This window comes from Leifsonia sp. NPDC056824, from assembly GCF_042789575.1.
GTDB lineage: Bacteria > Actinomycetota > Actinomycetes > Actinomycetales > Microbacteriaceae > Leifsonia.
Map to the genome: position 1 here is coordinate 336,733 of NZ_JBHUAV010000003.1, position 26,284 is coordinate 363,016.

Annotated in this window: 28 protein-coding genes; 15 read left to right on the top strand and 13 right to left on the bottom strand. The window is 69.5% G+C overall.

The features are described 5' to 3' along the window. The first annotated feature begins 136 nt into the window (after positions 1-136). Positions 137-2,941, top strand: coding sequence for a preprotein translocase subunit SecA (gene secA / locus ACFRFH_RS14395; protein ID WP_382463682.1), 2,805 nt, complete (start codon positions 137-139; stop codon positions 2,939-2,941). Positions 2,942-3,066: 125 nt separating this feature from the next. After that, positions 3,067-3,270 (top strand): hypothetical protein, encoded by a 204-nt coding sequence (locus tag ACFRFH_RS14400; RefSeq protein WP_382463683.1) that lies wholly within the window; start codon positions 3,067-3,069, stop codon positions 3,268-3,270. On the opposite strand, the gene ACFRFH_RS14405 is transcribed toward ACFRFH_RS14400, so the two are convergent. Together ACFRFH_RS14405 and ACFRFH_RS14410 are read right to left on the bottom strand one after the other, a co-directional pair. Beyond that, entirely contained in the window at positions 3,267-3,419 is a 153-nt protein-coding gene (locus tag ACFRFH_RS14405; protein WP_382463684.1) for a hypothetical protein, read from the bottom strand. The two genes, ACFRFH_RS14400 and ACFRFH_RS14405, sit on opposite strands and share 4 nt — an antisense overlap. Before the next feature lie 130 nt (positions 3,420-3,549). Next, positions 3,550-4,110, bottom strand: coding sequence for an Rv3235 family protein (locus tag ACFRFH_RS14410; protein ID WP_382463685.1), 561 nt, complete (start codon positions 4,108-4,110; stop codon positions 3,550-3,552). 140 nt (positions 4,111-4,250) lie between these two features. On the opposite strand from ACFRFH_RS14410, the gene ACFRFH_RS14415 reads away from it, so the two are divergent. After that, complete coding sequence (locus ACFRFH_RS14415; RefSeq protein ID WP_382463686.1) at positions 4,251-5,744, top strand: sensor histidine kinase; 1,494 nt, start codon at positions 4,251-4,253, stop codon at positions 5,742-5,744. Between the two features lie 205 nt (positions 5,745-5,949). Here the strand turns inward: ACFRFH_RS14415 and ACFRFH_RS14420 are convergent, their stop codons facing one another. Continuing rightward, on the bottom strand, positions 5,950-6,198 hold the full coding sequence (locus ACFRFH_RS14420) for a WhiB family transcriptional regulator (RefSeq protein WP_018190103.1): 249 nt from the start codon (positions 6,196-6,198) through the stop codon (positions 5,950-5,952). A gap of 226 nt (positions 6,199-6,424) precedes the next feature. Between ACFRFH_RS14420 and ACFRFH_RS14425 the strand changes: the two genes are divergently transcribed. The 7 genes from ACFRFH_RS14425 (at position 6,425) to ACFRFH_RS14455 (ending at position 12,764) form a co-directional block, all read left to right on the top strand. Next, a complete protein-coding gene (locus tag ACFRFH_RS14425) occupies positions 6,425-6,895 on the top strand; it encodes a hypothetical protein (protein ID WP_382463687.1) in 471 nt (156 codons plus the stop codon). Positions 6,896-6,931: 36 nt separating this feature from the next. Beyond that, positions 6,932-7,687, top strand: a complete 756-nt coding sequence (locus ACFRFH_RS14430) for a DUF1684 domain-containing protein (protein WP_382463688.1) — start codon at positions 6,932-6,934, stop codon at positions 7,685-7,687. A gap of 94 nt (positions 7,688-7,781) precedes the next feature. After that, positions 7,782-9,281 carry an ABC transporter substrate-binding protein gene (locus tag ACFRFH_RS14435; RefSeq protein ID WP_382463689.1) on the top strand — a complete coding sequence of 500 codons (1,500 nt, stop codon included), beginning with the start codon at positions 7,782-7,784 and terminating at the stop codon, positions 9,279-9,281. A 99-nt stretch (positions 9,282-9,380) separates the two neighbouring features. Further along, positions 9,381-10,343: an ABC transporter permease gene (locus ACFRFH_RS14440; RefSeq protein WP_382463690.1), complete on the top strand. Its 963-nt coding sequence runs from the start codon at positions 9,381-9,383 to the stop codon at positions 10,341-10,343. Beyond that, the gene (locus tag ACFRFH_RS14445; RefSeq protein WP_382463691.1) at positions 10,340-11,218 is read left to right on the top strand and encodes an ABC transporter permease; all 879 of its coding nucleotides are present in this window, start codon (positions 10,340-10,342) and stop codon (positions 11,216-11,218) included. Before ACFRFH_RS14440 ends, ACFRFH_RS14445 begins: the two co-directional genes overlap by 4 nt. Further along, positions 11,215-12,003 carry an ATP-binding cassette domain-containing protein gene (locus ACFRFH_RS14450; protein ID WP_382463692.1) on the top strand — a complete coding sequence of 263 codons (789 nt, stop codon included), beginning with the start codon at positions 11,215-11,217 and terminating at the stop codon, positions 12,001-12,003. Before ACFRFH_RS14445 ends, ACFRFH_RS14450 begins: the two co-directional genes overlap by 4 nt. Beyond that, a complete protein-coding gene (locus ACFRFH_RS14455) occupies positions 12,000-12,764 on the top strand; it encodes an ABC transporter ATP-binding protein (protein WP_382463693.1) in 765 nt (254 codons plus the stop codon). Before ACFRFH_RS14450 ends, ACFRFH_RS14455 begins: the two co-directional genes overlap by 4 nt. 12 nt (positions 12,765-12,776) lie before the next feature. Here the strand turns inward: ACFRFH_RS14455 and ACFRFH_RS14460 are convergent, their stop codons facing one another. From ACFRFH_RS14460 to aroA, 4 genes are all read right to left on the bottom strand, one after another. Beyond that, positions 12,777-13,394 (bottom strand): acetate uptake transporter, encoded by a 618-nt coding sequence (locus ACFRFH_RS14460; protein ID WP_382463694.1) that lies wholly within the window; start codon positions 13,392-13,394, stop codon positions 12,777-12,779. Between the two features lie 103 nt (positions 13,395-13,497). Then, a complete protein-coding gene (gene bcp, locus ACFRFH_RS14465; RefSeq protein WP_382463695.1) occupies positions 13,498-13,971 on the bottom strand; it encodes a thioredoxin-dependent thiol peroxidase in 474 nt (157 codons plus the stop codon). A gap of 67 nt (positions 13,972-14,038) precedes the next feature. Next, on the bottom strand, positions 14,039-15,109 hold the full coding sequence (gene rsgA / locus ACFRFH_RS14470) for a ribosome small subunit-dependent GTPase A (RefSeq protein WP_382463696.1): 1,071 nt from the start codon (positions 15,107-15,109) through the stop codon (positions 14,039-14,041). After that, positions 15,110-16,474, bottom strand: coding sequence for a 3-phosphoshikimate 1-carboxyvinyltransferase (gene aroA, locus ACFRFH_RS14475; protein WP_382463697.1), 1,365 nt, complete (start codon positions 16,472-16,474; stop codon positions 15,110-15,112). It abuts the gene before it with no gap. Positions 16,475-16,634: 160 nt separating this feature from the next. Here aroA and ACFRFH_RS14480 point away from each other — a divergent pair, with 160 nt between their 5' ends. Next, positions 16,635-17,243: a sigma-70 family RNA polymerase sigma factor gene (locus ACFRFH_RS14480; RefSeq protein ID WP_370056606.1), complete on the top strand. Its 609-nt coding sequence runs from the start codon at positions 16,635-16,637 to the stop codon at positions 17,241-17,243. Further along, entirely contained in the window at positions 17,240-17,485 is a 246-nt protein-coding gene (locus ACFRFH_RS14485) for a zf-HC2 domain-containing protein (protein ID WP_179607524.1), read from the top strand. The genes ACFRFH_RS14480 and ACFRFH_RS14485 overlap by 4 nt, the downstream gene beginning before the upstream one ends. 75 nt (positions 17,486-17,560) lie before the next feature. Here ACFRFH_RS14485 and ACFRFH_RS14490 read toward each other — a convergent pair whose 3' ends face one another. From ACFRFH_RS14490 to ACFRFH_RS14510, 5 genes are all read right to left on the bottom strand, one after another. Continuing rightward, positions 17,561-18,073 carry a hypothetical protein gene (locus ACFRFH_RS14490; protein ID WP_382463698.1) on the bottom strand — a complete coding sequence of 171 codons (513 nt, stop codon included), beginning with the start codon at positions 18,071-18,073 and terminating at the stop codon, positions 17,561-17,563. After that, positions 18,049-18,735 carry a hypothetical protein gene (locus tag ACFRFH_RS14495; RefSeq protein ID WP_382463699.1) on the bottom strand — a complete coding sequence of 229 codons (687 nt, stop codon included), beginning with the start codon at positions 18,733-18,735 and terminating at the stop codon, positions 18,049-18,051. Before ACFRFH_RS14495 ends, ACFRFH_RS14490 begins: the two co-directional genes overlap by 25 nt. A gap of 109 nt (positions 18,736-18,844) precedes the next feature. Then, complete coding sequence (locus ACFRFH_RS14500) at positions 18,845-19,624, bottom strand: VOC family protein (RefSeq protein ID WP_382463700.1); 780 nt, start codon at positions 19,622-19,624, stop codon at positions 18,845-18,847. Between the two features lie 44 nt (positions 19,625-19,668). Continuing rightward, a complete protein-coding gene (locus ACFRFH_RS14505) occupies positions 19,669-20,085 on the bottom strand; it encodes a hypothetical protein (RefSeq protein WP_382463701.1) in 417 nt (138 codons plus the stop codon). Positions 20,086-20,143: 58 nt separating this feature from the next. After that, positions 20,144-21,541, bottom strand: a complete 1,398-nt coding sequence (locus ACFRFH_RS14510; RefSeq protein WP_382463702.1) for an MFS transporter — start codon at positions 21,539-21,541, stop codon at positions 20,144-20,146. A gap of 167 nt (positions 21,542-21,708) precedes the next feature. On the opposite strand from ACFRFH_RS14510, the gene ACFRFH_RS14515 reads away from it, so the two are divergent. Both ACFRFH_RS14515 and ACFRFH_RS14520 read left to right on the top strand, forming a co-directional pair. After that, on the top strand, positions 21,709-24,066 hold the full coding sequence (locus ACFRFH_RS14515) for an arylsulfatase (protein ID WP_382463703.1): 2,358 nt from the start codon (positions 21,709-21,711) through the stop codon (positions 24,064-24,066). 37 nt (positions 24,067-24,103) lie between these two features. Next, positions 24,104-25,210: an epoxide hydrolase family protein gene (locus ACFRFH_RS14520; RefSeq protein ID WP_382463704.1), complete on the top strand. Its 1,107-nt coding sequence runs from the start codon at positions 24,104-24,106 to the stop codon at positions 25,208-25,210. 7 nt (positions 25,211-25,217) lie between these two features. Here ACFRFH_RS14520 and ACFRFH_RS14525 read toward each other — a convergent pair whose 3' ends face one another. Then, positions 25,218-25,568, bottom strand: coding sequence for a metalloregulator ArsR/SmtB family transcription factor (locus ACFRFH_RS14525; protein WP_370056612.1), 351 nt, complete (start codon positions 25,566-25,568; stop codon positions 25,218-25,220). Between the two features lie 216 nt (positions 25,569-25,784). Between ACFRFH_RS14525 and ACFRFH_RS14530 the strand changes: the two genes are divergently transcribed. After that, on the top strand, positions 25,785-26,192 hold the full coding sequence (locus ACFRFH_RS14530; protein WP_382463705.1) for an arsenate reductase ArsC: 408 nt from the start codon (positions 25,785-25,787) through the stop codon (positions 26,190-26,192). Positions 26,193-26,284: the final 92 nt, after the last annotated feature.

Here is a 26,284-nt window from a genome sequence, read left to right on the forward strand (position 1 = left end):
CCTCCCAGGGATCACGGGACGACCTCCGGGGAGGACCAAGTACGATGTTCTCTATCGTCGGCGGAGTATGCCGTGCGGCGTGCGTCCGCCGTGGCGCGGGCATCACCGGCCCGATCGATCAAAATGGAGTGCATCAGTGGCCTCAGTTCTTGAAAAGGTTCTCCGCGTAGGCGAAGGACGCACCCTCCGGCGCCTGGAGGCGTACGCGAAGGCGGTCAATGCTCTCGAGGACGACTTCAGCGAGCTGACCGACGACGAGCTCATGCACGAGACCGTCGAGCTGCGCGAGCGCTACAGCAACGGCGAGTCGCTGGACGACCTCCTCCCCGAGGCGTTCGCCGCCGTGCGCGAGGCGTCCAAGCGGACCCTCGGCATGCGCCACTTCGACGTGCAGATCATGGGCGGCGCCGCGCTCCACCTCGGCAACATCGCCGAGATGAAGACCGGCGAGGGCAAGACGCTGGTAGCGACCACCGCGGCCTACCTCAACGCGATCACGAGCCGGGGCGTCCACGTCATCACGGTGAACGACTACCTGGCGAGCTATCAGTCCGAGCTGATGGGCCGCGTCTTCCGCGCTCTCGGAATGACGACCGGGGTGATCCTCTCCGGCCAGACGCCCGAGGAGCGCCGCGAGATGTACGCCGCCGACATCACCTACGGCACGAACAACGAGTTCGGCTTCGACTACCTGCGCGACAACATGGCGTGGCAGGCCAGCGACATGGTCCAGCGCGGCCACTACTTCGCGATCGTGGACGAGGTCGACTCGATCTTGATCGACGAGGCGCGCACCCCGCTCATCATCTCCGGCCCGTCCTCCGGCGAGGCCAACCGCTGGTTCAACGAGTTCGCCAGCCTCGCCACACGCCTGACCGCGGACGTCGACTACGAGGTGGACGAGAAGAAGCGCACCGTCGGCGTGCTGGAGCCCGGCATCGAAAAGGTCGAGGACTACCTCGGCATCGACAACCTCTACGAGTCGGCGAACACCCCGCTGATCTCGTTCCTCAACAACGCGATCAAGGCCAACGCCTTGTTCAAGCGCGACAAGGACTACGTCGTGATGAACGGCGAGGTGCTCATCGTCGACGAGCACACCGGCCGCATCCTGGTCGGCCGCCGCTACAACGAGGGCATCCACCAGGCGATCGAGGCCAAGGAGGGCGTGGAGGTCAAGGCCGAGAACCAGACCCTCGCCACCGTCACGCTGCAGAACTACTTCCGCCTCTACAAGAAGCTGTCCGGCATGACCGGTACCGCCGAGACCGAGGCCGCCGAGTTCATGAGCACCTACAAGCTCGGCGTCGTCCCCATCCCGACGAACAAGCCGATGCAGCGCAAGGACCAGCCGGACCTCGTCTACAAGAACGAGAAGGCGAAGTTCGACCAGGTCGTGGAGGACATCGCCAAGCGGTACGAGAAGGGCCAGCCGGTCCTCGTCGGCACGACGAGCGTCGAGAAGAGCGAGTACCTCTCGCGCCTGCTCGCCAAGAAGGGCGTGCGCCACGAGGTCCTGAACGCCAAGAACCACGCCCGCGAGGCCGCGATCGTCGCCCAGGCCGGTCGCCTCGGCTCGGTCACGGTGGCCACGAACATGGCCGGCCGTGGAACGGACATCATGCTCGGCGGCAACGCCGAGTTCATCGCCGTCGCGGAGATGAACGCCCGCGGGCTCTCGCCGGTCGAGACGCCGGACGAGTACGAGGAGGCCTGGGAGGGCGTCTTCGGCGACGTGAAGGCGAAGGTCTCCGAGGAGGCCGAGAAGGTCATCGACGCGGGCGGGCTCTACGTGCTCGGCACCGAGCGCCACGAGTCGCGCCGCATCGACAACCAGCTCCGCGGCCGCTCCGGCCGTCAGGGCGACCCGGGCGAGAGCCGGTTCTACCTGTCGCTGACCGACGACCTGATGCGCCTGTTCAACGCCGGCGCCGCCGAGAGCCTGATGGGCCGCACCAGCGTCCCGGAAGACATGGCCATCGAGTCGAAGGTCGTCAGCCGCGCCATCCGCAGCGCGCAGTCGCAGGTGGAGGCGCGCAACGCCGAGATCCGCAAGAACGTCCTCAAGTACGACGACGTCCTCAACCGTCAGCGCGAGGCGATCTACGGCGACCGCCGTCACATCCTGGAGGGCGACGACCTGCACGAGCGCGTGCAGAAGTTCCTGACCGACGTGATCGACGACATCCTCGACCAGCACACCGGCGAGGGCAGCGGCGACGACTGGGACTTCGACGCGCTGTGGGCCGAGCTCAAGACGCTCTACCCGGTCGGTGTCTCGATCGACGAGGTCATCGCCGAGGCGGGCAACAAGGGCCGCATCAACCGCGACTTCATGCGCCGCGAGATCATGTCCGACTCCAAGATCGCGTACCAGAAGCGCGAGGAGTCGATCGGCTCCCCGGCGATGCGCGAGCTGGAGCGCCGCGTGGTGCTCTCGGTCATCGACCGCCGCTGGCGCGACCACCTCTACGAGATGGACTACCTCAAGGACGGCATCGGCCTGCGGGCGATGGCCCAGCGCGACCCGCTGGTCGAGTACCAGCGCGAGGGCTACGCGATGTTCCAGCAGATGATGGGCGCGATCCGCGAGGAGACCGTCGGCTTCCTGTTCAACCTCGAGGTCGAGGTCAACCAGGCCACCGACGAGATCGCTCCGGCTGTGGCCGCGAAGGGCCTGAACCGCGGAGAGTCGGAGGCGCCCCTCAGCTACTCGGCTCCGGGCGAGCAGGGCGAGGTCGAGGTGCGCAACCAGCGCGGCCAGCTCGAGAAGGCGGCCACGGACCGCGCGCAGCGCCAGCAGCGCCAGGCGGCCCCCGCCCAGGCGGCGCCGCCGGCCCAGGGCGCGGCGCAGCGCGGCGCGTTCGGCCAGCGCGTGGCGGACGAGGACGAGGCTCCCGTCAACCGCGCGGAGCGCCGGGCCCAGGCCAAGAAGCGCTGACCCTCACGCGCTCAGCAGGTCCCGAACGGCGGGGCGGTCGATGACCGCTCCGCCGTTCGTCGAAGCACATAGTTGCAAGAATGCCGCAACGACGGCAGCGCTGGTGGGCGGGCTACGATCCGACCATGAATGAGCATCGCTATTACACCGCCCGCGTCCACCGATTCGACGGCACCGTCGAGATGATCCAGTTTCCGCTCGTCGACGGGAAGCCCGACGAGTGGCTTGACTACACACACCACGACGGCGTTCATCGCCGCTACCTTCTCGCTCCTGAGCGAGCCGAGATCGACATCTACGAGTACGTGCTGGAGCAGTCGGGCGCTTAGAGCCTGCCTTCGCGCTTTCGCTTCTCCAGCTCGTCAGCGAGTGCCTTCGCTTGCATTTCGTTCCGGCCCTTTACAACGAAATAGCCCATCGCAATTGCGAACGCAACGATGAGCGCGAAAATGATGAAAATCGGCCAGAGGGAGTCCATGCCGCGCAGCCTACCGCGATCCCTCTGGTTCACTCGCGTGTGCAGAACGTGATTCCCCGAACGGCGGGGCGGTCGATGACCGCTCCGCCGTTCGTCGTCCACGGCGTCGGTTCCGGCCTGCGCCGGCCCGCTACAGCACCGTGATCGCCGTGGCGCGCCAGCGCATCCGGTGGCGCTCCAGCCGCAGCGCCACCGCCCTCGACCGCGACGGCTGGTGGATCATCACCACCGCCTCGACGACCGAGTCGCCGAGCCGGTTGAGCAGCGGCTCACCCACGCGCACGCGGGGACGCCGGGCTTCGTCGCCTGTGACCTCCCGGGACCGGGCGGCGATGACGGTGCGGCGCAGAAGTTGAATGAAGACGGAGTCGCTGACCCAGCGGCCGAGCTGATCGAGCGGACGCGCGCCCGCCAGGATCTCGATGACGCAGAGCGCGAGTTTCGCGCAGAGGAGGCGGGCATCCTCACCGATGCCCGAGTCCGTCCGCAGGCCGTCACCGGAGACCTGGAGCTCGGCGTCCAGCGTGCGCGGCTCGAAGGGCGCCACATCCGGTGGCGGCCCTGGCACCGGCGGCGCCACGACCCGCTGCGGCGGCACGAGCCGGAGCGGCGGCCTGGCCGTGTTCGGCCGCTCGATCGCGGGCCGTTCGAGGACGGGCCTTTCGAGGACGGATGAGAGAAGTGCGTTCATGCTGGTGGTGCTCGATTCTGTGTCGTCGACGGTGTTCGTCGGTGCGTGGTGAACACTCAATCAGCGCGCCTCGCGGGTGGTCCAGGGCCTGAACGCGGCTGTGGACAACCGGCGCCGCGCGGGCTGTCTATAGTGGGGGAGTGTCGACGCTCAGTGATCTCGTCAATGCCCAAGGTCGTTCCTCCGAGGCGGACGTGGAGTGGCTCCACAGCCTCGTCGGCGACTGGCAGCTCCTGGCCGATCTCGCCTTCGCCGACATCGTGCTGTGGGTGCCGACGTCGGACGACGACTTCGTCGCCGTGGCGCACGCGCGGCCGTCGAGCGCGGCGACGCTGTTCTACCGCGACTTCGTGGGCCAGCGGATCAAGCCGGAGTGGCGTCAGCAGGTCACCGACGCGTACCTGACCAAGCAGATCATCGACACCTCCGCCCCGGACTGGTACGAGGAGACCCCGACGCGCGTGCGCGCGGTCCCGGTGATCCGCCGGCTCAGCGTCCACTCGCCGCAGACGGCGGACGAGCCGGTCGCCGTCATCACCCGGCACACCAACCTCAGCGAGGCGCGCACCCCCAGCCGCCAGGAGCTGACCTTCAACGACTGCGCGAACGATCTGTTCGCCATGATCGCGACGGGCGACTTCCCCGACCTGGGCGCGCCCGCCGCTCCACGCCGGGGCGCCCCGCGCGCGGCCGACGGGCTGATCAGGCTGGACGACACCGGCATCACGACCTTCGCCAGCCCGAACGCGCTGAGCGCCTTCAACCGGATGGGCTTCACCGGCGAGCTGGAGGGCGAGTCGCTGGCGACCGTCACGACGAAGCTGCTCGCCGGCAGCCTCACGTCGGACGAGTCCCTCCCACTGGTGGTCACCGGCCGGGCGCCGTGGCGCACCGACATCGAGGCGCGCGGCGTGACCGTGTCGCTGCGCACCATCCCGATCCGCAACCGCGGGGAGCGCGTCGGCGCGATCGTGCTGTGCCGCGACGTGTCTGAGCAGCGGCACCAGGAGCGCGAGCTCATCACAAAGGACGCGACGATCCGCGAGATCCACCACCGGGTGAAGAACAACCTCCAGACGGTCGCCTCGCTGCTCCGCATCCAGGCGCGGCGCACCCACTCCGAGGAGGCCAGGGAGGCGCTCAGCCAGGCGATGCGCCGCGTCGCCGCGATCGCGGTCGTGCACGACACGCTGTCGACCGGCCTCGCCCAGATCGTGGACTTCGACGACGTGTTCGACCGGGTGCTGCTACTGGTGGCGGAGGTCGCCGCCAGCCACACGACGACGGTGCACCCGAAGAAGTCGGGCACGTTCGGCTCGCTGCCGAGCGAATACGCGACGCCGCTGGCGCTGGCCCTGACGGAGCTGGTCACCAACGCCGTCGAGCACGGCCTCGCGGGCCGCGAGGGCCAGGTGGAGATCGTGGCCGACCGCACGGAGGAGTCGCTGAGCGTGAAGGTCGTCGACAACGGCTCCGGGCTCCCGGAGGGCAAGGTCGGCTCGGGCCTGGGCACGCAGATCGTGCGCACGCTCATCCAGGGCGAGCTCGGCGGCGCCATCGACTGGCACACGATGATGGGCCAGGGCACCGAGGTGACCATCGAGGTCCCCCTCCGCTACCTCACCACCGTCTGACCCCCGCCGGCCACCCGCCGAGGGGCACGTAAACGCCCCTAAAAGCGCGTTTTAGGGGCGTTTACGTGCCCTTCGACCTGGCGCCGCACGCGAAAGCGCCGAGGGGCGCTTCCGGACGGTGACGTCTGCTAGGTGTTCGGAAGCGCCGCCTCGGCGACGGGGGTGCTGTGATTCGGGATGGATCGCTGTGTTCGTGGGCCCCGTGTCAGGACGCGCGGCGGGCGCGGGCGGCGCGACGCTTGAGGGCGCGGCGCTCGTCTTCGGAGAGTCCGCCCCAGACGCCGGAGTCCTGACCGGTCTCGAGGGCGTACTGCAGGCAGATCTCGGTCACGGTGCAGCGCGCGCAGACCGCCTTCGCCTTGTCGATCTGGTCGACCGCGGGTCCCGTGTTGCCGACGGGGAAGAACAGCTCGGGGTCTGCGGTCAGGCAGGCGGCTTTGTCGCGCCAATCCATGAAGATATGCTCCTTGTTCGCTGGATGTTTCCTGGCCCGAGCGGGCCTAGAATGCAGGTAAGCAGCCGCGTTACAGGGTTCTTCAGATCCATGGGGAATGAGACCTGCCCACCACCCTGTGAGCACTAACTCGGCCTTGAATATGCTCCCATAGCAGTTGATTCGGATCAATAGTTCTGCATGGGATAACGCTGTGAACACAAGCATGAAACGTCAGGATGCTATAGTGACCGACCCCTCCGCGCCCGGCCGTCCCGCGTCCGATCCGGCGCATTCCCGGCCTCCGCTGCTGATCGCGCTGGCGGTGATCCTGACCCTCGAAGCGCTGCTGGTCACGGGCGTCGCGGTGTGGCTGCTGGTGGAGCTTCTCACGACGACCCCTCAGTCGTACACCACCGCGGTCGCGATCACGATCCTCGTGGCGCTCGGCGCCGCGTGGCTGATCCTCACGCTGGTGGGCATCCTCCGGCTGCACGCGTGGGCGCGCGCTTCGACCGTCACCATCCAGATCCTGATGATCGCGGTGGCCGTCGGCAGCTTCGAGGGCCTCGTCGCGCGGCCCGACGTCGGCTGGGCGCTGCTCGTCCCCGCCGTCATCGCCGGCGTGCTGGCGCTCGCGCCCTCCGTGGTCCGGGCCACCGCGCGCCCGGTGGAGGCCGACGAGGACGCCGATCGCAATACGGGGACACACGAATAGCGTGACGGCGGGAACAAGGCGCACACTCGCACTGTTATGGCTGACATCGTGACTGAACTCTCCGCTCCGGCCCTCGCGTCCCCGTCCACCATCCAGACCGCCGAGGCCGGCTACGCCGCCTGGCGCGCCTGGCGCCTCTCCTCCGTCGCAGCCCCGACCGGCAACCTCGCGCTCATCGAGACCCGCTGGCTCGCGGACGGCGACGAGACCACCGCGGAGCAGGCGCTCGCCGGACAGCAGGAGACGGTGACCGCCACCGAGCTGAGCCGCCGCAACCTCGACACCGGCGCACCGGAGCGCGGCATCCGGCTCTGGGACGCGGCCTCGCCCGCGATCCGCGCGTTCGAGACGATCGACGCGTTCCCGTTCGACCCGTCCTGGATCGTGGAGGCCACCTTCACGCCGGTGAGCGGCGAGCGCACCATCCCGTTCGAGCACATCCGGGACAACGGAGGCACCCGCGACCTGGTCGTGCCGGGCGACATCACCTTCGAGCGCGACGGCGTCGACTACACGCTGAGCGCGTTCGACGACGACGGCACGCTGCTCCTGGTCTTCGGCGACCCGACGAACGGCGACGACGGACCGGACGGCACATACGCCTCCGGACGCTTCCTGTTCGTGACGCGCGACGGCGACCGGGCCGTCCTCGACTTCAACCGCGCCTTCGTGCCGCCGTGCGGCTTCTCGGACCAGTACAACTGTCCGCTGCCGCCGCGGAACAACCGCTTCCCCGTCCCGGTCACCGCGGGCGAGAAGCGCGTCGTGCTCCGCGACGGCGTCACGCACTGAGCCTCTGCTCCCTCTGATTCACCCACTCTGCTTCACCCCCCCTCTGCTTCACCCCTTCGATCACCCCCACTCCACACAGCACAGGAGAACTCTGTTGAGAAAGACCCCACTGCTCGCCACGATCGCGATCGGCATCGCCGCGTCCCTGGCGCTCGCCGGCTGCTCCGGCGCGTCCTCGTCGTCCACCAGCGGCACTGACGCGTCGATCGCCGTCGGCTCGCTCTACGAGCCCGTCAACCTGGACAACACCGCCGGCGGCGGCCAGGGCGTGACCGAGGCGCTGAACGGCAACGTCTACGAAGGCCTGTTCAAGCTCACGGACGACGGCAAGGTCCAGCCGCTGCTCGCCACGAAGTACACGACGAGCTCCGACGGCCTCACCTACACTTTCACCCTCCGCGACGGGGTGAAGTTCCACTCCGGCAAGCAGCTCACCAGCGCGTCCGTCAAGACCAGCATCGAGCGCGTTCTCGCCGCCGACTCCCAGTCGGCCCGCAAGTCGCAGCTCGCTGTGATCTCCGGCATCCAGACCCCGGACGACAAGACCGTGGTCATCTCGCTGAAGTCGCGCTCCATCTCGCTGCCGTACAACCTCAGCTACGTCTGGATCTACGGCCCTGGCACCACGAACTACAAGACGGCGGAGGACGGCACCGGCCCGTACACGCTCGGCACCTGGAAGCGCGGCAGCTCGCTGAGCCTCGAGCGCTCGAACGGCTACTGGGGCGCCAAAGCGAAGAACAAGGAGGTCGTCTATGACTACTTCACCGACGCCAGCGCCCTCTCCAACGCCCTGCTGACCAACCGGGTCGACGTCGTCACCAGCATCCAGAGCCCGGACTCGCTGACCCAGTTCGAGGGCAACAAGAGCTACACGATCAGCAACGGCAAGTCGACGACGAAGGAGCTGCTCGCCTTCAACGACAAGGTCGCGCCCTTCAACAACGCGGAGGTCCGCAAGGCGGTCTACTCGGCGATCGACACCAAGAAGCTGCTCAGCTCGATCTGGGGCAAGTACGGCACGCTCATCGGCTCGATGGTGCCGCCGAGCGACCCCTGGTACGAGGACCTCACCAAGGTGAACCCGTACGACACCGCCCTCGCGAAGAAGGAGCTGGCCGCGGCCGGCCTCCCGAACGGCTTCACGTTCACCCTCGACACGCCCACGTACGACCCGCACCCCGCGGTCGCCGAGTTCCTCAAGAGCGAGCTCGCGAAGGTCGGCATCACGGTGAACATCAACTCCATCTCGGCCGACCAGTGGTACACCAAGGTGTTCAAGAACCACGACTTCACCGCGACCCTGCAGGAGCACGTCAACGACCGCGACGTGGTCTGGTACGGCAACCCCGACTTCTACTGGGGCTACGACAACCCGCAGGTCACGACCTGGGTCAACGAGGCGGAGCAGTCGTCCACCACGGCCGACCAGACGGCGAAGCTGAAGCTGGTCAACCAGCAGATCGCGAAGGACGCCGCCAGCGCGTGGCTGTACCTGTACCCGCAGATCGTGGTGGCGTCGAGCTCGGTGAGCGGCTACCCGGTGAACGGGCTGAACTCGCAGTTCTACGCGTACGACATCGTCAAGAAGTAGGCAGGCGGAGTCCTCCACAGGCACTCTTCCTCGTCGAGTTATCCACTGATGCTCGGGAGGCCCGCACCGGGTCTCCCGAGCATCTACGCTGAAATGACCATGACCTCCTATCTCCTCCGCCGCACCGCGTTCCTCGTGGTGTCCCTGCTGCTGGCGATGGTCGTGCTGTTCTTCCTGCTGCGCGTGCTGCCGGGCGACCCGGCCAACGCCCTGCTGTCGGCCAGCGCGACGCCCGACCAGATCAAGGCGGCGCAGGAGCAGGTGGGAAGCAACCTGCCGCTGCCCGAGCAGTTCGCGAACTGGTTCGGCTCTCTGCTCACCCTGAACCTGGGGCAGTCGTTCATCACGTCGCTGCCGGTGGGGCCGGAGATCGCCTCTCGGCTGGCGGTGACCATCCCGCTCACCCTGCTGTCGTTCGTGCTCGCGCTCGTGCTGGCGCTGCCGATCGGCTTCGTCGCCGCCTGGAAGGCCGATCGCTGGTACGGGCTGGTGCTGTCCGCCTTCTCGCAGCTCGGCATCGCGGTCCCGGTGTTCTGGGTCGGCATCCTGCTCGTGGACGCCTTCGCGGTCAACCTGCGCTGGTTCCCGTCCGGCGGGTTCCCGCGCGACGACTGGGCCGACCCCGCATCGGCGCTGCAGTCGCTCGCGCTCCCGGTCATCACCATCGCCATCGTGATGAGCGCCTCCATCTCGCGGTACGTCCGCAGCGCGACGCTGGACGTCATCGGCAGCGACTACCTGCGCAACGCCCGCGCGCTCGGCTCCGGGTTCGGGCGGGCGATGTGGCGGCACGGCCTGCGCAACGGCGCGGTGCCGGTCATCTCCATCCTCGGCATCGAGCTGGCGACGACCTTCCTCGGCGCCGTCGTGGTCGAGAGCGTCTACACGCTCCCTGGCTTGGGCAGCATGCTGCTCACGGCGATCCAGCAGCACGACTACCCGGACATCCAGGGCATCCTGTTCGTCTCGACCCTGCTGGTGCTGATCGTCGGCTTCCTCGCCGACATCGCCCAGCGGCTGATCGACCCGCGCCTGCGGCAGAGCATCTCGGGCAACCGATGAGCGCGGTGGTTCAGCAGGCGGCGCAGACGGCGCCGGATCCGCGGGAGCGGGCGCGCCGTCGCGCCCGGCGGTCGGTGACCCTCGGAATTGGCCTCACCCTGGTGGGCATCGTGGTGCTCGTCGCCGCGCTCTCGTTCGTGTGGCTGCCGTTCACCCAGAGCGACACCTCGGGAGGCCGGCTGCAGCCGCCGAACGGCACGCACTGGCTCGGCACCGACATCTTCGGGCACGACCTCACGACGAAGCTCATGATCGGGGCACGCATCGCGCTCGCCGTCGGCGTCGGCGCGGTCGTGATCGGCGCCGTCGTCGGCATCACGATCGGGATGCTGGCGGCCTTCGCGACGCGCTGGCTCGACGACACGATCTCGGCGGTGCTCGACATCATCATCGCCTTCCCGGTCCTGTTGCTCGCCATGCTCATCGTTGCCGCGCAGGGCGCCTCGCTCGGCACCGCCATCCTCGCGATCGGACTGGCGATGTCGGCGGTGGTCGCCCGGCTCACTCGGGTGCTGTCCAGACGCGTGCTCGCCCAGCAGTACGTGACGGCGGCTCGCACGTCCGGCACATCGTGGGGCGGGATCGTCGCCCGGCACGTCCTCCCCAACATCTGGCCGACGCTCAGCGTCAACCTGGCGCTCCAGTTCGGCGTCGCCGTGCTCGCGGAGGCCAGCCTCTCGTATCTGGGCCTCGGTGCGCCGCCGCCCAACGCGTCGTGGGGCCGGCTGCTGCAGGAGGCGCAGGGGACGGTCGCGGTCGCGCCCGTCGGCGCCATCGCGCCCGGTGTCGCGCTCGTCGTCCTGGTGGTCGGTGTCAACCTGATCGCCGACGGCCTGAGGGACGTCGCCGACCCGACGCGGAGGAGGTCGCGATGATCCTCGACGTGCAGAACCTCGGCGTGACGGCCCGCGACGGTTCGCCGCTGGTGTCGGACGTCTCCTTCCGGCTGGATGCGGGGGAGCGGCTGAGCCTGATCGGGGAGTCCGGGTCGGGCAAGTCGCTGACCTCCTTCGCGATCACCGGCCTCCTGCCGGACGGCCTGACCCCGACCGGAAGCGTGGAGCTCGCGGGTGTCCAGGTGGTCGGCACGAAGGAGCGCGCGCTGGTCCCGCTGCGCGGGCGCACGGCATCGACGGTCTTCCAGGAGCCGCTGACCGCGCTCGACCCGCTGATGCGCCTCGGCGCACAGGTGGCGGAGCCGCTGCGCCGGCACCTCGGGCTGCGCGGCACAGCACTGCGCGACGCCGTCCACACGGCGCTGGCGGAGGTGCGCCTCCCCGACCCGGAGCGGATCGCACGCGCGTACCCGCACGAGATCTCCGGAGGCCAGCGTCAGCGCGTGGCCATCGCCGCAGCCCTCGCCTGCCGCCCCCAGCTGCTCATCGCCGACGAGCCGACGACGGCGCTCGACGTGACCGTGCAGGCGGACATCCTCGCCCTCATCGACTCCCTCGTGACCGAGCGCGGGATGGCGCTGCTGTTCGTCAGCCACGACCTCGCGGTCGTCTCGCGCATGACCGAGCGCGCGCTGGTGCTGCGCGCGGGCCGCGTGGTCGAGGAGAGCACGATCGAGCGCATCCTCACCGACCCTGCCGACCCGTACACGGCCGAGCTCGTGCGCAGCGCGCGCGAGCTGGACGCCGCCCTGGAGGTGCGATGACCGCCGTCCTCGAGCTCCGCGACGCGGGCTTCCGCTACCGCCGGTCGAGCGCCCCGGCGCTGGAAGACGTGTCCTTCGCCGTCGAGCCCGGCCGCAGCGTCGGCCTGGTGGGGGAGTCCGGCGCGGGCAAGACCACCCTGCTCTCGTTGCTCCTCGGGCTCGCGAGCCCGACCTCCGGCAGCGTGCTGTTCGATGGCAGGCCGCTCGACCGTGGCGACCGGGCGCTGATGCGGGAGTTCCGCCGAAGCGTGCAGACGGTGTTCCAGGACCCGTACTCGTCCCTCGACCCGCGCCAGAGCGTCGGCAGGATCGTCGCCGAGCCGCTCGCGTCGCTCCGGATCGCCTCCGGCGCCGACGCCCGCTCGCGGGTCGCGGACGCCCTGCGCGCGGTCGCCCTGCCGGAGGATGCGGCGGCCCGCTACCCGCACGAGTTCTCCGGCGGCCAGCGCCAGCGCATCGCGATCGCCCGCGCGATCGTCTCGCGTCCGCGCGTCCTCCTCGCCGACGAGCCGGTCAGCGCGCTCGACGTGACCACGCGCATCCAGATCATCGAGTTGCTCGGCGACCTCGCGGCGCAGGAGGGGATGACGGTGGTGATGGTCTCGCACGACCTCAGCGTGGTCGCGACGCTCTGCGAGCAGACGGTCGTGCTGCGCGACGGCCGGGTGGTGGAGCAGGGGGTGACGCGGGACGTGCTCGGCGCTCCGCAGGATGCCTACACGCAGCGCCTCATCGCTTCCGTGCCGCGGCTGCCCGCCTGACCGCCGTGGCGCTTACGCGCGCGGCCAGACCGGCAGCACCTCGCGCTTCCAGGTCGCGTTCGTGACGCCGGCCCACGAGGTGTAGAGCGCGACGGCGGCGGTCGCCAGTCCCAGCCAGCCGCCGGTCTGCGTCGCTCCCGGCGCGCCAGCCAGGTCCCCGATCGACAGCGCGACGAACGTCAGGGTCAGCAGCACGAACACCGTCAGCGTCGCGCCGTTGCTCTTCGCCGCGGCGACCGTCATCAACGCCGTGAAGATCGTCCACGCGAGCAGGAAGAAGCCGACGCCGACGGAGCCGGCGTCCTCCGCCAGTCCCGGGGCGGTGCGCAGCCACCAGAACGACAGCCAGAAGGCGCCGTACGACGTGAAGGCGGTGGCTCCGAACGTGTTGCCGCGCGCGAACTCCCACAGTCCCGCCGCGAACTGCGTCAGGCCGCCGTAGAACAGCGCCATCGCGACGGCCGTGGCCCCCGCCTCGCCGACCAGGCCCGCGTTGGCGAGACTCAGCAGCATCGTCGTCAACGCGAACGCGGCGAGGCCGAGCGGGCCGGGATCGGCGACCTCGGCGCGGGCCGGGGCCGTGGCCGGTGTTGCGGGGTGGGCGATGGTCCGCTCGGCGGTCGCGCTCATGCAGTGCACTCCTTCGTACGTGGTCAGCCGGAACGGCCGTCCCTCGACAGTAGAATGCCAGATCGCAGATTGCAAACGCCTATTGTCAGGCGCTTGGCCGGGGTCAGTCCAGACCGAGCTTCTTCCGCAGCGACGCGACGTGGCCGGTCGCCTTCACGTTGTAGAGCGGCAGCCGCACGGTGCCGTCCGGGTTCAGCACGAAGGTGGAGCGGATGACGCCGGTGACCGTCTTGCCGTAGAGCTTCTTCTCGCCGTACGCGCCGTACGCGTTGTGCACGGCGAGGTCCTCGTCCGACAGCAGCGGGAAGTTCAGGCGCTCCTGCTCCTGGAACTCCTTGTTCTTGGCCGGGACGTCCTTCGAGATGCCGATGACCTTGTAGCCGCTGGAGGCGAGCGAGTTGAGGTTGTCGCGGAAGTCGCAGGCCTCGGTGGTGCAGCCCGGCGTCATCGCGGCCGGGTAGAAGTAGACGATCACGTTGTCGCCCGAGTAGTCGGCGAGCGAGACGGCGTTGCCGTCCTGGTCCGTGAGGGTGAACGTGGGGGCGGGCTGTCCCGCTTCGAGTCGAACGTCAGTCATGCTCCCCATTCTGCCGCGAACCGCCGAGGGGCACGTAAACGCCCTCAAAACGCGGTTTTAGGGGCGTCTACGTGCCCTTCGACGCCTGGTGGGCGGGGGCGAAGGTGGCGAGGAGGCGCTGCAGCGAGTCGAGGCGGGCGCGGCCGGTGTCGCCGAGGCGGCCCTCCTCGACGGCCTCGATGATCGCGCAGTCCGGCGCGTCGGGGAGGTGCGTGCAGCCGCGCGGGCAGTCCTCGGCGATCGCGGCCAGGTCGGTGAACGACTTCAGGATGCTCGCGGTGTCCACATGGCCCAGCCCGAATGAGCGCACACCGGGGGTGTCGATGACCCAGCCGCGGCCGTCGGCGCTCTCCACCCGCAGCGACACCGTGGAGGACGACGTGTGCCGCCCGCGCCCCGTCACCACGTTGACGTGGCCGGTCGCGCGCTTGGCGCCCGGCACGATGGCGTTCACCAGGGTGGACTTGCCGACGCCGGAGTGGCCGACGACCACGGTGTCGTGGCCGACGAGCGCCGCCTTGATCTCGTCCACCGGGATGTGGTCCTCCCGGCTGGTGAACACCGGGAGGTCGAGGCCGGCGAAGTTCTCCAGGAACGGCGCGGGGTCGGCGAGGTCGATCTTCGTGACGCACAGCATCGGCTCGATGCCCGCGTCGTACGCGGCGACCAGGTAGCGGTCGACCAGCCGGGTGCGCGGTTCGGGATTGGCAGCGGCGACGACGATGAGCATCTGGTCTGCGTTCGCGACGACCACGCGCTCGACCTCGTCGGTGTCGTCGGCGCTGCGGCGCAGCAGGGTCGTGCGCGGCTCGATGCGCACGATCCGCGAGAGCGTGCCCTCCTCGCCGGTCGTGTCGCCGACCACGGCCACCCGGTCGCCGGTCACGATCGGCTTGCGTCTCAGCTCGCTCGCGCGTGCTGCGGTGACCTGGCGCTCCTCGGCGGTGTCCTCGTCCAGCAGCACGGTGTAGCGGCCGCGGTCCACTCCGAGCACGCGCGCGATCTCCGCGTCGGCATGCTCCGGCCGGGTCTTGGTGCGCGGGCGGTTGCCCTTGGGGTTCGGCCGGGAGCGGATGGCCGACTCGTCGTAGAGGTCGTACTCGTCGTCCTCGTCGCCGTCATCCGACCACCACGACATCTACGCCGCCGCGCCTTCGGCCAGCATCCGGGTCCAGAGCTGCGGGAACTGCGGCAGGGTCTTGGCGGTCGTCGCGATGTTCTCGATCTCCACGCCGGGGACGACCAGGCCGACGATCGCGCCGGTGGTCGCCATCCGGTGGTCGTCGTAGCTGCGCCAGACGCCGCCGGTCAGCGGGCGCGGCTCGATGCGGAGGCCGTCCTCCAGCTCGGTCACGGCGCCGCCGAGGCCGTTGAGCTCGGCCGCGAGGGCGGCGAGCCGGTCGGTCTCGTGGTGGCGGATGTGGCCGATGCCGGCGATCTCGCTGGTGCCGTCGGCGAACGCCGCGATCGCCGCGATCGCCGGGACGAGCTCGCCGCCGGTGGAGAGGTCGATCGAGATCGGCCGGATGGTCTCCGGGCCGGTCACGGTGAGGCGGTCGCCGTCCTTCGCCACCGTCGCCCCGAACAGCGGCAGCAGGTCGGCGAGGTCGGCGCCTACCTGGGTGGTCGACTCCGGCCAGCCGGTGATCGTGACGGAGCCCCCGGTGACGACGGCGGCGGCCAGGAACGGGGCCGCGTTGGACAGGTCGGGCTCGATGTCGACGTCACGCGCGCCGATGGCGCCGGGCCGGACGATCCAGCGGCCGATCTCCGGCGACTCGACCGTCACGTCGCGCGCGGCGAGGGCGGCGATGGTCATCTCGATGTGCGGGAGGCTCGGGAGGCGCTCGCCGGAGTGCGTCAGGTCGAGGCCCTCCTCGAACCGGCTAGCCGACAGCAGCAGCGCGCTGACGAACTGGCTGGAGCTGGACGCGTCGATCCCGATGGCGCCGCCCTGGACCGCGCTGGTGCCGTGGACGGTGAAGGGGAGGGCGCCGCGGCCGTCGTCGTTCACGTCGACCCCGAGCGCACGCAGCGCAGCGATGATCGCGCCCATCGGCCGGCCGCGCGCCGAGTCGTCGGCGTCGAACATGGTCGGCCCGAGCGCGAGGCCGGCGAGCGGCGGCACGAAGCGCATGACCGTGCCCGCCTGGCCGCACTCGATCGTGGTGCTGCCGAGCAGCTCCTCCGCCGGCGTGATCAGGAAGTCGGCGCCGAACTCGCTCTCGCCCGGCCTCTCGACGATCGAGACGCCGAGCGCGCGCAGCGCCTCCACCATGTTGGCGGTGTCGCGGGAGTGCAGCGGCGCGCGCAGCAGCGACGGGCCGTCGGCGAGGGCGGAGAGCACCAGCTCGCGGGCGGTCAGCGACTTGGAGCCGGGCAGCGAGACGGAGGCCGTGACCGGGCCGCCGGCGACGGGCGCGGGCCACAGCGGGTTCGGCTCCTCGGCGCGGTTGTCGCCGTACGGGTCGAACTCGGGGGCGGAATATTTCGAGATGAGCATTGTTGTCAAGGGTATCCGTGATCGAGCCCGAAGGAAGGATCGGCCCGTGCCCGCAGCCACCGCTGTCCTCGACGCCCCGCGCACCCGTGCGCTGGCGCCGTCGAGGGTCCGACCCTCCCGTCGGGTCGCTCAGCGGTCGCCGCAACTAGACTGGCCCCTGATGAGCACCGAAACCGAGGACAAGGGCGCGCTGTTCGAAGAGCAGGCGCTTCCCTTCATGGACCAGCTCTACGCGGCCGCGCTGCGCATGACGCGCAACCCGGCGGACGCCCAAGACCTGGTCCAGGAGACGTACGTCAAGGCGTATGCCGCCTTCGCGCAGTTCCAGCAGGGCACGAACCTGAAGGCGTGGCTTTACCGCATCCTCACCAACACGTTCATCAACACCTATCGCAAGAAGCAGCGCGAGCCGTATCAGGGGACGATCGACGAACTCGAGGACTGGCAGCTCGGAGGCGCGGAGTCGACCACCGCATCCTCCAGCCGCTCGGCCGAGGCGGAGGCGATCGACCACCTGCCCGACAGTGCCGTCAAGGACGCGCTGCAGGCCATCCCGGAGGACTTCCGGCTGGCCGTCTATCTCGCCGATGTCGAGGGATTCTCCTACCAGGAGATCGCCGACATCATGAAGACCCCGATCGGCACCGTCATGAGCCGCCTCCACCGCGGCCGCCGGATGCTCCGGGAGCTTCTGACCGACTACGCGCACGAACGCGGGCTCTCAGCGGTCCAGGGCCCGGCCGTGCAGACCACCAGGAGAACGAAATGACCGACTGCGGCTGTGAGAAGGCGAAAGCCGAACTCGAGGAGTACCTGCGCAACGAGCTCTGCAACGAGGATGCTGCAGACGTGCGCGAGCACCTCGCGAACTGCGACGGCTGCTCGAGCGAGGCGCACCTGAACGTCGTGCTCACCGAAGTGGTGCAGCGCGCCTGCAAGGAGACGGCGCCCGAGACGCTCCGCACCGAGGTGCTGCTGCGCATCCGGTCGTTCCAGGCGTCGGTGCACTGAGCTCCACGCGCGATTCGTCACGAATGTCGACTTCGCGGCGCTGAAACGCGCGATTCGTGACGAATGTCGCGGGCGTCAGGCGCCCATCGCATTCATGACGAGTGCGCCGATCTCATCGGGGACGCCGACGGTGACGACCTGACCGCCGCCGAATTCGAGGGTGTACGCCTCGCGTCGGTCGATAGCCTGCTGGCCGCCTGGGGCTTCAAGCGCCGGCTTCCGGGCGAGCCGCGGGCGGATACCGGAGGGAAGGTGGTCGGGGACCAGCACATCCACCTTCCTGCCGTCCGCGTGATGGAACCGGTACGCGTAGCGCCCCTCCCGTCGCAGTTCGAAACCGAGCTGCTTCACCGCGCGGGAGAAGGCGCTGAGTCCGTCGCGGTGCACGATCATGTCCAGTAGCAGATCGGCGTCGTCGGTCGAGCGTGGCATCTGCACTCCGCCGCGACTGGCATGCAGGTAGACCATCAGCCCGCCGATGATCGTCAGGCGGCTGGTGTCCATGACTTCGGACAGGCCGATCACCGTCTGCCATGCCGGCAGTGTGTCGTCGTCACCGAGGTTCAGCGAGTGTGTTCGTGCAGCCATTGGTCCTTCAGGGCGCCGAGGGCAGCGAGGCCTGCGCTTCGTTCCCGTGTATCGGTGCTGAGTGCCAGGTCGGCGGCGACCACAGCGGGAAGCGGCGCGGTCAGGCCTCCGGGGGCCGTGTTCTCGTAGAGGAGGTCCTGACCGCTCGGGTCTTCGACCATGAAGTGCGTGCGCGCGTAGTCGAATCGACTGACGCCCGCGGGGAGGTAACCGCGGACGCGGCGGTCATCGGGCAGGAGGTCGCTGCCGATGCGGTCGGACGCCGCACGCCCAGTGGGCACGAGGTCCGCCTGCGCCTTCACCGTGTTCGCGGAGCGGTAACGGTGAGCGATCGTCCGTCCGCCGACAGCGATGGCAAGCTCGACAGGGGAGAGATCACGGATGCGGTTCTCTGCTCGCCAATAGGTGGATTTCGAAAGCAGAGTGGCGGAGTCGACGCCCGAGAGTTCGTAGAGGAGCGCCCACGCGGTGTCGGGCCGGAGGGGCCGTCCGGCGGCCCTGCGACGTAGTTCGAAACGCGCGATCGAGTCGGTGTCGATCAGCCACTCGCCGGAAGCGAGCTGTCGAGCGGTGAAGGCTCCTGCGTGCGCGACGAGGTTGCGCACCTGGCGTTCGCCGATTCCGAGGCGCTTGGCTGTCTGGGCGACTGTCAGCTCGCTCATGGCTCGTCATCCCTCCGGTAGCCGTCGATTATGACGCTGTGTCATTATAGTGCCGATATCGGAATAATTATGACACAGAGTCTTCGCATTGATCGGCTGGGAGGCGCCCTCAGGCGATCGACCCCGGCACCTCGTGGAGGAAGAAGAGGCCGCCGAGCGGGTCGGTGACCTGCGCGAAGCGGCCGAACTCGCTGTCCCAGGGGTCGCGGATCGCGGTGCCGCCGAGCTCGACCACGCGGGCGACGGCGGCCGCCGCGTCCTGGACGCCGAAGTACACCACCCAGTGCGACGGGACGTCCGGCGGCAGCATCCCGTCCGCGTCGAAGACGCCACCGCTCGGCGCGTCGGGGTCGCCGAACGTCTCGTAGCGGAAGTCCGCGGTGTCGCCGAGCACCTGCGTCCTCCAGCCGAACACCCGCTTGTAGTACTCGACCTGCTCCGCGTAGCTGCGGGCGTACAGCTCGTGCCAGGAGAGTCCGCCCGGCTCGGCGACGAGCTCGAAGCCGCGGTGCTGCTCCGGCTCCCACAGGCCGAGGACCGCGCCGCCCGGGTCGGCCACGACGGCGAGCCTGCCCTGGTCGCCGACGGCCATCGTGGGGGAGAGCACCTGTGCGCCCGCGTTCGCCGAGGCCCGTTCGCCGGCCGAGGCGTCCTCGACGAGCAGGTAGGTCAGCCACGCGTTCGGCTGCTGGCCCTCCATCGCCTCGCCCATCCCGGCGACGAGGTGCCCGTCCCGGCGGAAGGTCACGTAGCCGCCGTACTCACCGCCGCCGGCCTCGGCGGTCCAGCCGAACAGCGACGTGTAGAACTCCTGCGCTCGCGGGAGGTCGGTGGCGGCGTAGTCCACCCAGCAGGGCTCACCGAGACGGTGCGTGGTCACGACGGTCATGCGGTCAACGTACGCCCGGCGGAGGCCGCCCCGCTAGCCGCCGGTCACCGGTACTGCGCGCGGTCGTACGCCCGCAGCTCGCGCCCGTGCACGATGAGCGCGTAGATGACGATGAGGTCGAGCGCGAACACGATGATCGACCACCACGGCTGCGCCGGCAGCGACAGCAATTGGCTCACGGCGTTGACGGCGACCACGATCACGGCGACGATCCGTGCCCAGGTGCGGCCGTTCGCGAGCGCGATGCCGGTGGCGACGAGCACCAGGCCGATCAGGAGGTGCCACCAGCCCCACAGGGAGACGTAATACACGGTGGTGCCCTCGCTCGTCGTGAAGTACTGGCTCGCCGGCAGGAGGATCGCGAGGATCCCGAACAGGATCTCGATGGCGCCGGCGATCAGGATCATGATGGCGGCGAACCAGCCCCATCCGATCCACGCGGTCGGTCTTTCGTCGCTCATGGCAGCCTCCCCGGTCGGCCACACGGTACAACGGCGCTCGGCGCCGCGACAATGCCCGTCAGGCGGGCGCCGGCTCCGCCGTCGTGCGCGGCAGCAGCACCGCCGCGATCAACCCGGTCGCCCCGAGCACCGCGACCACGGCCATCGCGATGCCGTACGCCTCGCCTCCGCGCTGGAGGTTAGCCACCAGGATGGTGCCGGCGATGGCGGTGCCGAAGGTGGAGCCGAGGTTGGAGACGCTGCGCGAGAGCCCGGAGATCTCGCCCTGAACCCGCTCGGGGAACGCCGACTGCACCACGTTCACCGACGGCGTCAGCATGAGGCCGAGCCCGGCGCCGATCAGGAACAGCCCTGGCACGAACGGCCAGCCTCCTGTCGTGCCCGCCGCGAGCCAGATGAGCAGCACCACGCCGGGCACGCAGAGCACGAAGCCGGTGACGATCAGCCCGCGCTGCGAGAACCGGCGCGCCAGCCTCCCGGCGAGCAGGGAGGTCAGCAGCAGCCCGACCGTCGCAGCGGTGAAGATCACGCCGGTCTGGATGGCGTTGTAGCCGCGGATCACCTGGAGGTACGCCGACACGGTGAACGAGGTCCCCATCAGGATGACCCACTGCAGGTTCTGGGTGATCAGCGCGAGGTTCGACACCCGCACCCGGAACAGGCTCGTGGACAGCAGCGGCGCCTTCCCGGTGCGCTCGCGCCGGCGCACCCAGAGGAAGAACCCGACCAGGATCGCGACCCCGGCGAGCACGAGCACGATCATCAGCGGCACGCTCGTGTCTGCGGCGAGGATGCCGGTCACCAGCACGAACAGTCCGAGCGCCGACAGGATCGCGCCGACGAGGTCGAACGGTCGCGACGGGTCGGCGGGGAGCGGGTCGGTGAGCGAACGGCTGAGCAGCAGGATGACCACGATCACGAGGGCCTGGAACAGGAACGCCGCTCGCCAGCTGATCCCGGTCGTGATCAGGCCGCCGATGAGCGGACCGGCCGCCGCCCCGACGCCGCCCATCCCGCTGATGATCCCGAACGCGACAGCGCGGGTCGGGATGTCCGGGAGGCAGATCGTGGTGAGGATGTAGACCGGCGGAATGAGCATGGCGGTGCCGATGCCCTCCAGCAGCGAGTTGCCCAGGATCACGGCCCACAGGCCCGGCGCGAACGCCGTGACGAGCGCGCCGACCCCGTAGACGATCAGGCCGATGACGAAGCTGCGCTTGCGGCCGATGTTGTCGGTCAGCTTGCCCATCGGGATCATCAGGGCCGCCATCGTGAGCAGGAACAGCGTGATGCTGACCTGGATGCCCTGGACAGTCGTGCCGAGATCGCGCGACATGTCGTTGATCATCACGTTCATGTTCGAGCCGGCGAAGCTGCAGATGAACTGGGCCAGCGCCAGCGGTGCGATGATGCGGCGGATGGTGGCCTGCGAGGCCGCTGCGGTCGTTCCGGTCATGTCGGCTCCCGGGGTCTGCTCGTTCGCTGCTTCGGCCGGATGCTACTGCGCCGGGATCGGCCGGTGCAATCGGGGTTGCCGCCGCCGGAAGGACCGGGTTAGGGTGCGGCCGTCCGGGGTCGCCGGCGCCGCTCGGTGTCGGCCAGCCGGAGCCGAGAGGGGACATCATGCCTGCACCGTTCCGAGGCCGGATCGACCTGGACATCCGCGACTCGGAGCCTGACTGGGCGCCGTTCGAGCCGCCCAAAGCACCGGACGGCTCGCCCAACGTCGTGCTCATCGTGCTGGACGACGTCGGGTTCTCGGCGATGAGCTGCTACGGCGGCCCGATCGACACCCCGAACATCGACCGGCTCGCCGACTCCGGCGTGCGCTTCACGCAGTGGCACACGACGGCGCTGTGCTCGCCGACGCGCTCCGCCCTCCTCACCGGGCGCAACCACACCCGCAACTCGATGGCGTGCATCACGGAGGCGGCGACCGGGTTCCCGAACGCGAGCGGCACCATCCCGCAGGAGAACGGGATGATCTCCCAGATTCTCGGCGAGCAGGGCTGGAACACCTACATCGTGGGCAAGTGGCACCTGTGCCCGTCGGACGAGATGAACCTCGCCTCCACCCGGCGCAACTGGCCGACCGGCCGCGGCTTCGAGCGGTTCTACGGCTTCCTCGGCGCCGAGGTGAACCAGTGGTACCCGGACCTGGTCTACGACAACCACCCCGTCGACCAGCCGGCCTCGCCGGCGGACGGCTACCACCTCACCGTCGACCTCACGGACAAGGCCATCCAGTTCATCGGCGACGCGAAGGCGCTCGCGCCGGACAAGCCGTTCTTCCTCTACTACGCGCCCGGAGCCGCGCACGCGCCCCACCACGCGCCGAAGGAGTGGATCGAGAAGTTCGACGGGCGCTTCGACGGCGGCTATGAGGCGATCCGGGAGGAGATCCTGCAGCGGCAGATCGCGCTCGGGCTGGTCCCGGAGGGCACCGAGCTGCCGCCGATCAACCCGATCGGCACGCCCGAGACCCGCAGCGGTCCCGAAGGGCAGCCGTTCCCGGCGCTCGACGTGACCAAGCCGTGGGACTCGCTCGGCGACGACGAGAAGCGGCTTTACGCGCGCATGGCTGAGGTCTACGCCGGCTTCCTCGCCCACGCCGACGACCAGATCGGCCGGCTGCTCGACTACCTGGAGGCGTCGGAGATCCTCGACGACACCCTGATCGTGCTGGTCTCCGACAACGGCGCGAGCGGCGAGGGCGGGCCGGAGGGCTCTGTGAACGAGAACAAGTTCTTCAACGGCATCCCGGACAGCCTGGAGGAGAATCTCGCCATGCTGGACGAGCTCGGCGGACCGAAGACCTACAACCACTACCCGAACGGCTGGGCGATGGCCTTCAACACCCCGTTCAAGATGTGGAAGCGCTACGACTACAACGGCGGGACGGCCGATCCCTGCATCATCTCGTGGCCGAAGAGACTCGGCCACGGCGGCGAGCTGCGGCACCAGTACCACCACGCCGTCGACATCGTGCCGACCATCCTCGACCTGCTGGAGGTGGAGGTCCCCGAGCAGATCGGCGGGCATGTGCAGTCCCGGATGGACGGGGTGAGCATGCGTTCGGCCGTCGCGGACGCCGACGAGCCCACGACGCGGCCGACCCAGTTCTACGCGATGCTCGGCTCCCGCTCGATCTGGCACGACGGCTGGAAGGCGGTGTCGAACCACCCGGTGCTCAGCGGATGGAGCCGGTTCAACGACGACACCTGGGAGTTGTACCACACCGATGTCGACCGCTCGGAGCTCCACGACCTGGCCGCCGACCACCCGGACAAGGTGCGCGAGCTGGTCAACCTGTGGTTCGCCGAGGCGGGAGCCAACCAGGGGTTCCCGCTGGACGACCGCTCGGCGATCGAGATCCTGCTGACGCCGCGCCCGACGCTGACGAGCCCGCGCGACCGCTACGTCTACCGGGTGGGCGGGGCGGAGATCCCGGAGGCGCAGGCCGTCAACATCCGCAATCGCTCGTACGCGATCGGTGCGCTCGTGGACCTGCCGGCTCCGGGAGCCGAGGGCGTGCTCTTCGCCCACGGCGCGCGGTTCGGCGGCCACACCCTCTACCTCAAGGACGGGAGGCTGCACTACGTCTACAACTTCGTCGGCAGCCGGGAGCAGCGCATCGACGCGACCGAGGACGTCCCGACCGGCGAGAACCTCATCCTGTCGGCCGCGTTCGAAAAGGACGGCGAGGAGGCGCCCGGCCTGGCGACCGGTGTCCTGAGCCTGTACTACGGCGACCGCAAAGTGGGTGAGGGCCGCATCACGACGCAGCCCGGCTACTTCTCGCTGAGCGGCGAGGGGCTCTGCGTCGGGTACGACGGCGGCGAGCCGGTGACCGACGACTACCCGGGCGAGCGGCCGTTCCGGTTCACCGGCGGCACGCTGCACCGCGTGGTCGTGGACGTCAGCGGCGACCCGTACCTCGACCTGGAGCGGCAGGCCGCGGCGATGCTGGCGCGGGAGTAGCGGGTCGGCTGTCGGGCCCTCCCGGTACGGTGGCCGCATGGCCATCGACGACTTCCGTATCCAGGTGCCCGACGACGTCCTCGCGGACCTGAGGGACCGCCTCGCCCGCACGCGGCACCTGCGCTCGCCGCGGTCCGGCTGGGAGGGCGGGCTCGGCGGGGAGGAGCTGCGCGCGCTGGTCGACGGCTGGCTGGCGTTCGACTGGCGCGCCGAGGAGGAGCGGCTGAACGCCGTTGAGCAGCACGTCGCCGAGGTGGCGGGCCACCGCATGCACTTCGCGCGCGTCCGCGGCACCGGCGCCGGCGCGCACACCCCGCTGCTGCTCCTGCACGGCTGGCCGAGCGCGTTCGCCGAATACCTCCCGCTCGCGCGCCTGCTCTCCGAGTCGTTCGACGTCATCGTCCCGTCGCTTCCCGGGTTCGTGTTCTCCGAAGCTCTGGAGCCGCCGCTGACCCGGCGCGCCATCGCGGACGCGCTGCACGGGCTGATGACGGAGGTGCTCGGCTTCGAGCGCTACGCGACCTTCGGCGGCGACATCGGCGGCGGGGCCTCCACCTGGCTCGGTGTCGACCACCCGGACAGCCTCGTCGGCATCCAGTTGCTGAGCGGCCCGTTCCCGGAGGGCGACGCGGCGGACGAGGCGGAAGCCCGCTACCTCGCCGCGCTGGACGAGTACGACCGGCTGGACGGCGGCTACAGCGAGATCATGCTCACACGTCCCGACACCATCGCGGCCGCGCTGAACGACTCCCCGGCCGGGTTGCTGGCCTGGATCGCCGACAAATGGCACGACTGGATCGACGACCGGGAGGACGGCGCCTGGCAGCGTGTGGTCGACTCCGGCATCCTCTACACGATCGCGACGCTCTACTGGACGACCGACAGCATCGGGACGTCCTTCCAGCAGTACTACGACTACGAGCAGAACCCGCCCCGGCCGCCGATCGCGGCGCCGGTCGGCGTCTACCTCGCACGGGAGCCGGCCATGACGGGCTTCCCGCGGTCGCTGGCCGAGCGCGCGGCGCCACGGTTGGTTGAGTTCGTGCAGGCGCCGGCGGGCGGGCACTTCGCGGGGTTCGAGCACCCGGAGGCCGCGGCGGAGGCGATCCGCGGTTTCCACGCGCGGCTGCGCGCCGAAGCCTGACCCGGTGTCAGACCGACGTCAGGAACGACGACACGATGTCGAGCGAGCCGGGCACGATCCGGTAGTACGCCCAGGTGCCGCGCTTGCTGCGGCTGAGGAATCCGGCCTCCACCAGGATCTTCAGGTGGTGCGACACCGTCGGCTGGGAGAGGTCGAGCGGCTCGGTGAGGTCGCAGACGCACGCCTCGCCGTCCTCGTGAGCGGCGACCATCGAGAGCAGCCGCAGGCGGGCCGGGTCGGCCAGTGCCTTCATCGCCCGGGCGACCGAGACGGCGTTCTCCTCGCTGATCACTTCTTTCGTGATCGGTGCGCAGCACGCCTGGAGGTCGCGCAGGGGGAGGAGCTCGGTGATCGCCATAGCTCGATCCTCCTCGATATATTGACAAACGTCAATGTAGTTGTTCATCCTTGGTTCATCGACAACCGTCGATGAAGAAGGGAGAATGAACATGGGTTGCTGCGACACGACCGAATGCCAGCCGCTGCCGGACGGCTCCTGCCCGCCCGACTGCTGCTGAGTCCACCGGGCCGTCGCCCACGCGGCGGCCCACCACCCTCGAACCTGGAGAACCGGATGACCGACACCACCCCCACCGTCCTCTTCGTCTGCGTCCACAACGCCGGCCGCTCCCAGATGGCCGCCGGCTACCTGAGCGCACTCGGGGGAGACCGCGTGCGGGTCCTCTCCGCCGGCTCCGAGCCCGCCGACCGGCTCAACCCGATCGCCGTGCAGGCGATGGCGGAGGAGGGCATCGACATCGCAGCGAACACGCCCGCGATCCTCACCACGGAGGCGGTCAAGGAGTCCGACGTCGTCATCACGATGGGCTGCGGCGACACCTGCCCGATCTTCCCGGGCAAGCGGTATGAGGACTGGGATCTGACCGATCCCGCGGGGCGGCCGATCGAGGAGGTTCGGCCGATCCGGGATGAGATCCGGCAGCGCGTGGAGGCACTACTGGCAGAGGTAGCGCGCGGCTAAAGGAGGAGATCCCGCCCGCCACGCACGCAAAAAGCAGTTAACGGAGGAGCCGCGGCCCGAATCGGGCCGCGGCTCCTCCGTTGTCTGCGCGG

What these genes read in the sequence shown, in the direction of transcription:
- ACFRFH_RS14400 (WP_382463683.1), top strand. Translation starts at nt 3,067, where the DNA reads ATGAATGAGCATCGCTATTACACCGCCCGCGTCCACCGATTCGACGGC.
- ACFRFH_RS14515 (WP_382463703.1), top strand. Translation starts at nt 21,709, where the DNA reads ATGCCTGCACCGTTCCGAGGCCGGATCGACCTGGACATCCGCGACTCG.
- ACFRFH_RS14430 (WP_382463688.1), top strand. Translation starts at nt 6,932, where the DNA reads ATGGCTGACATCGTGACTGAACTCTCCGCTCCGGCCCTCGCGTCCCCG.
- ACFRFH_RS14520 (WP_382463704.1), top strand. Translation starts at nt 24,104, where the DNA reads ATGGCCATCGACGACTTCCGTATCCAGGTGCCCGACGACGTCCTCGCG.
- bcp (WP_382463695.1), bottom strand. Translation starts at nt 13,971, where the DNA reads ATGACTGACGTTCGACTCGAAGCGGGACAGCCCGCCCCCACGTTCACC.
- ACFRFH_RS14420 (WP_018190103.1), bottom strand. Translation starts at nt 6,198, where the DNA reads ATGGATTGGCGCGACAAAGCCGCCTGCCTGACCGCAGACCCCGAGCTG.
- aroA (WP_382463697.1), bottom strand. Translation starts at nt 16,474, where the DNA reads ATGCTCATCTCGAAATATTCCGCCCCCGAGTTCGACCCGTACGGCGAC.
- ACFRFH_RS14405 (WP_382463684.1), bottom strand. Translation starts at nt 3,419, where the DNA reads ATGGACTCCCTCTGGCCGATTTTCATCATTTTCGCGCTCATCGTTGCG.
- ACFRFH_RS14490 (WP_382463698.1), bottom strand. Translation starts at nt 18,073, where the DNA reads ATGGCTGCACGAACACACTCGCTGAACCTCGGTGACGACGACACACTG.
- ACFRFH_RS14505 (WP_382463701.1), bottom strand. Translation starts at nt 20,085, where the DNA reads ATGAGCGACGAAAGACCGACCGCGTGGATCGGATGGGGCTGGTTCGCC.
- rsgA (WP_382463696.1), bottom strand. Translation starts at nt 15,109, where the DNA reads ATGTCGTGGTGGTCGGATGACGGCGACGAGGACGACGAGTACGACCTC.
- ACFRFH_RS14450 (WP_382463692.1), top strand. Translation starts at nt 11,215, where the DNA reads ATGATCCTCGACGTGCAGAACCTCGGCGTGACGGCCCGCGACGGTTCG.
- ACFRFH_RS14460 (WP_382463694.1), bottom strand. Translation starts at nt 13,394, where the DNA reads ATGAGCGCGACCGCCGAGCGGACCATCGCCCACCCCGCAACACCGGCC.
- ACFRFH_RS14500 (WP_382463700.1), bottom strand. Translation starts at nt 19,624, where the DNA reads ATGACCGTCGTGACCACGCACCGTCTCGGTGAGCCCTGCTGGGTGGAC.
- ACFRFH_RS14410 (WP_382463685.1), bottom strand. Translation starts at nt 4,110, where the DNA reads ATGAACGCACTTCTCTCATCCGTCCTCGAAAGGCCCGTCCTCGAACGG.
- ACFRFH_RS14525 (WP_370056612.1), bottom strand. Translation starts at nt 25,568, where the DNA reads ATGGCGATCACCGAGCTCCTCCCCCTGCGCGACCTCCAGGCGTGCTGC.
- ACFRFH_RS14480 (WP_370056606.1), top strand. Translation starts at nt 16,635, where the DNA reads ATGAGCACCGAAACCGAGGACAAGGGCGCGCTGTTCGAAGAGCAGGCG.
- ACFRFH_RS14485 (WP_179607524.1), top strand. Translation starts at nt 17,240, where the DNA reads ATGACCGACTGCGGCTGTGAGAAGGCGAAAGCCGAACTCGAGGAGTAC.
- ACFRFH_RS14530 (WP_382463705.1), top strand. Translation starts at nt 25,785, where the DNA reads ATGACCGACACCACCCCCACCGTCCTCTTCGTCTGCGTCCACAACGCC.
- ACFRFH_RS14495 (WP_382463699.1), bottom strand. Translation starts at nt 18,735, where the DNA reads ATGAGCGAGCTGACAGTCGCCCAGACAGCCAAGCGCCTCGGAATCGGC.
- ACFRFH_RS14440 (WP_382463690.1), top strand. Translation starts at nt 9,381, where the DNA reads ATGACCTCCTATCTCCTCCGCCGCACCGCGTTCCTCGTGGTGTCCCTG.
- ACFRFH_RS14510 (WP_382463702.1), bottom strand. Translation starts at nt 21,541, where the DNA reads ATGACCGGAACGACCGCAGCGGCCTCGCAGGCCACCATCCGCCGCATC.
- ACFRFH_RS14455 (WP_382463693.1), top strand. Translation starts at nt 12,000, where the DNA reads ATGACCGCCGTCCTCGAGCTCCGCGACGCGGGCTTCCGCTACCGCCGG.
- ACFRFH_RS14445 (WP_382463691.1), top strand. Translation starts at nt 10,340, where the DNA reads ATGAGCGCGGTGGTTCAGCAGGCGGCGCAGACGGCGCCGGATCCGCGG.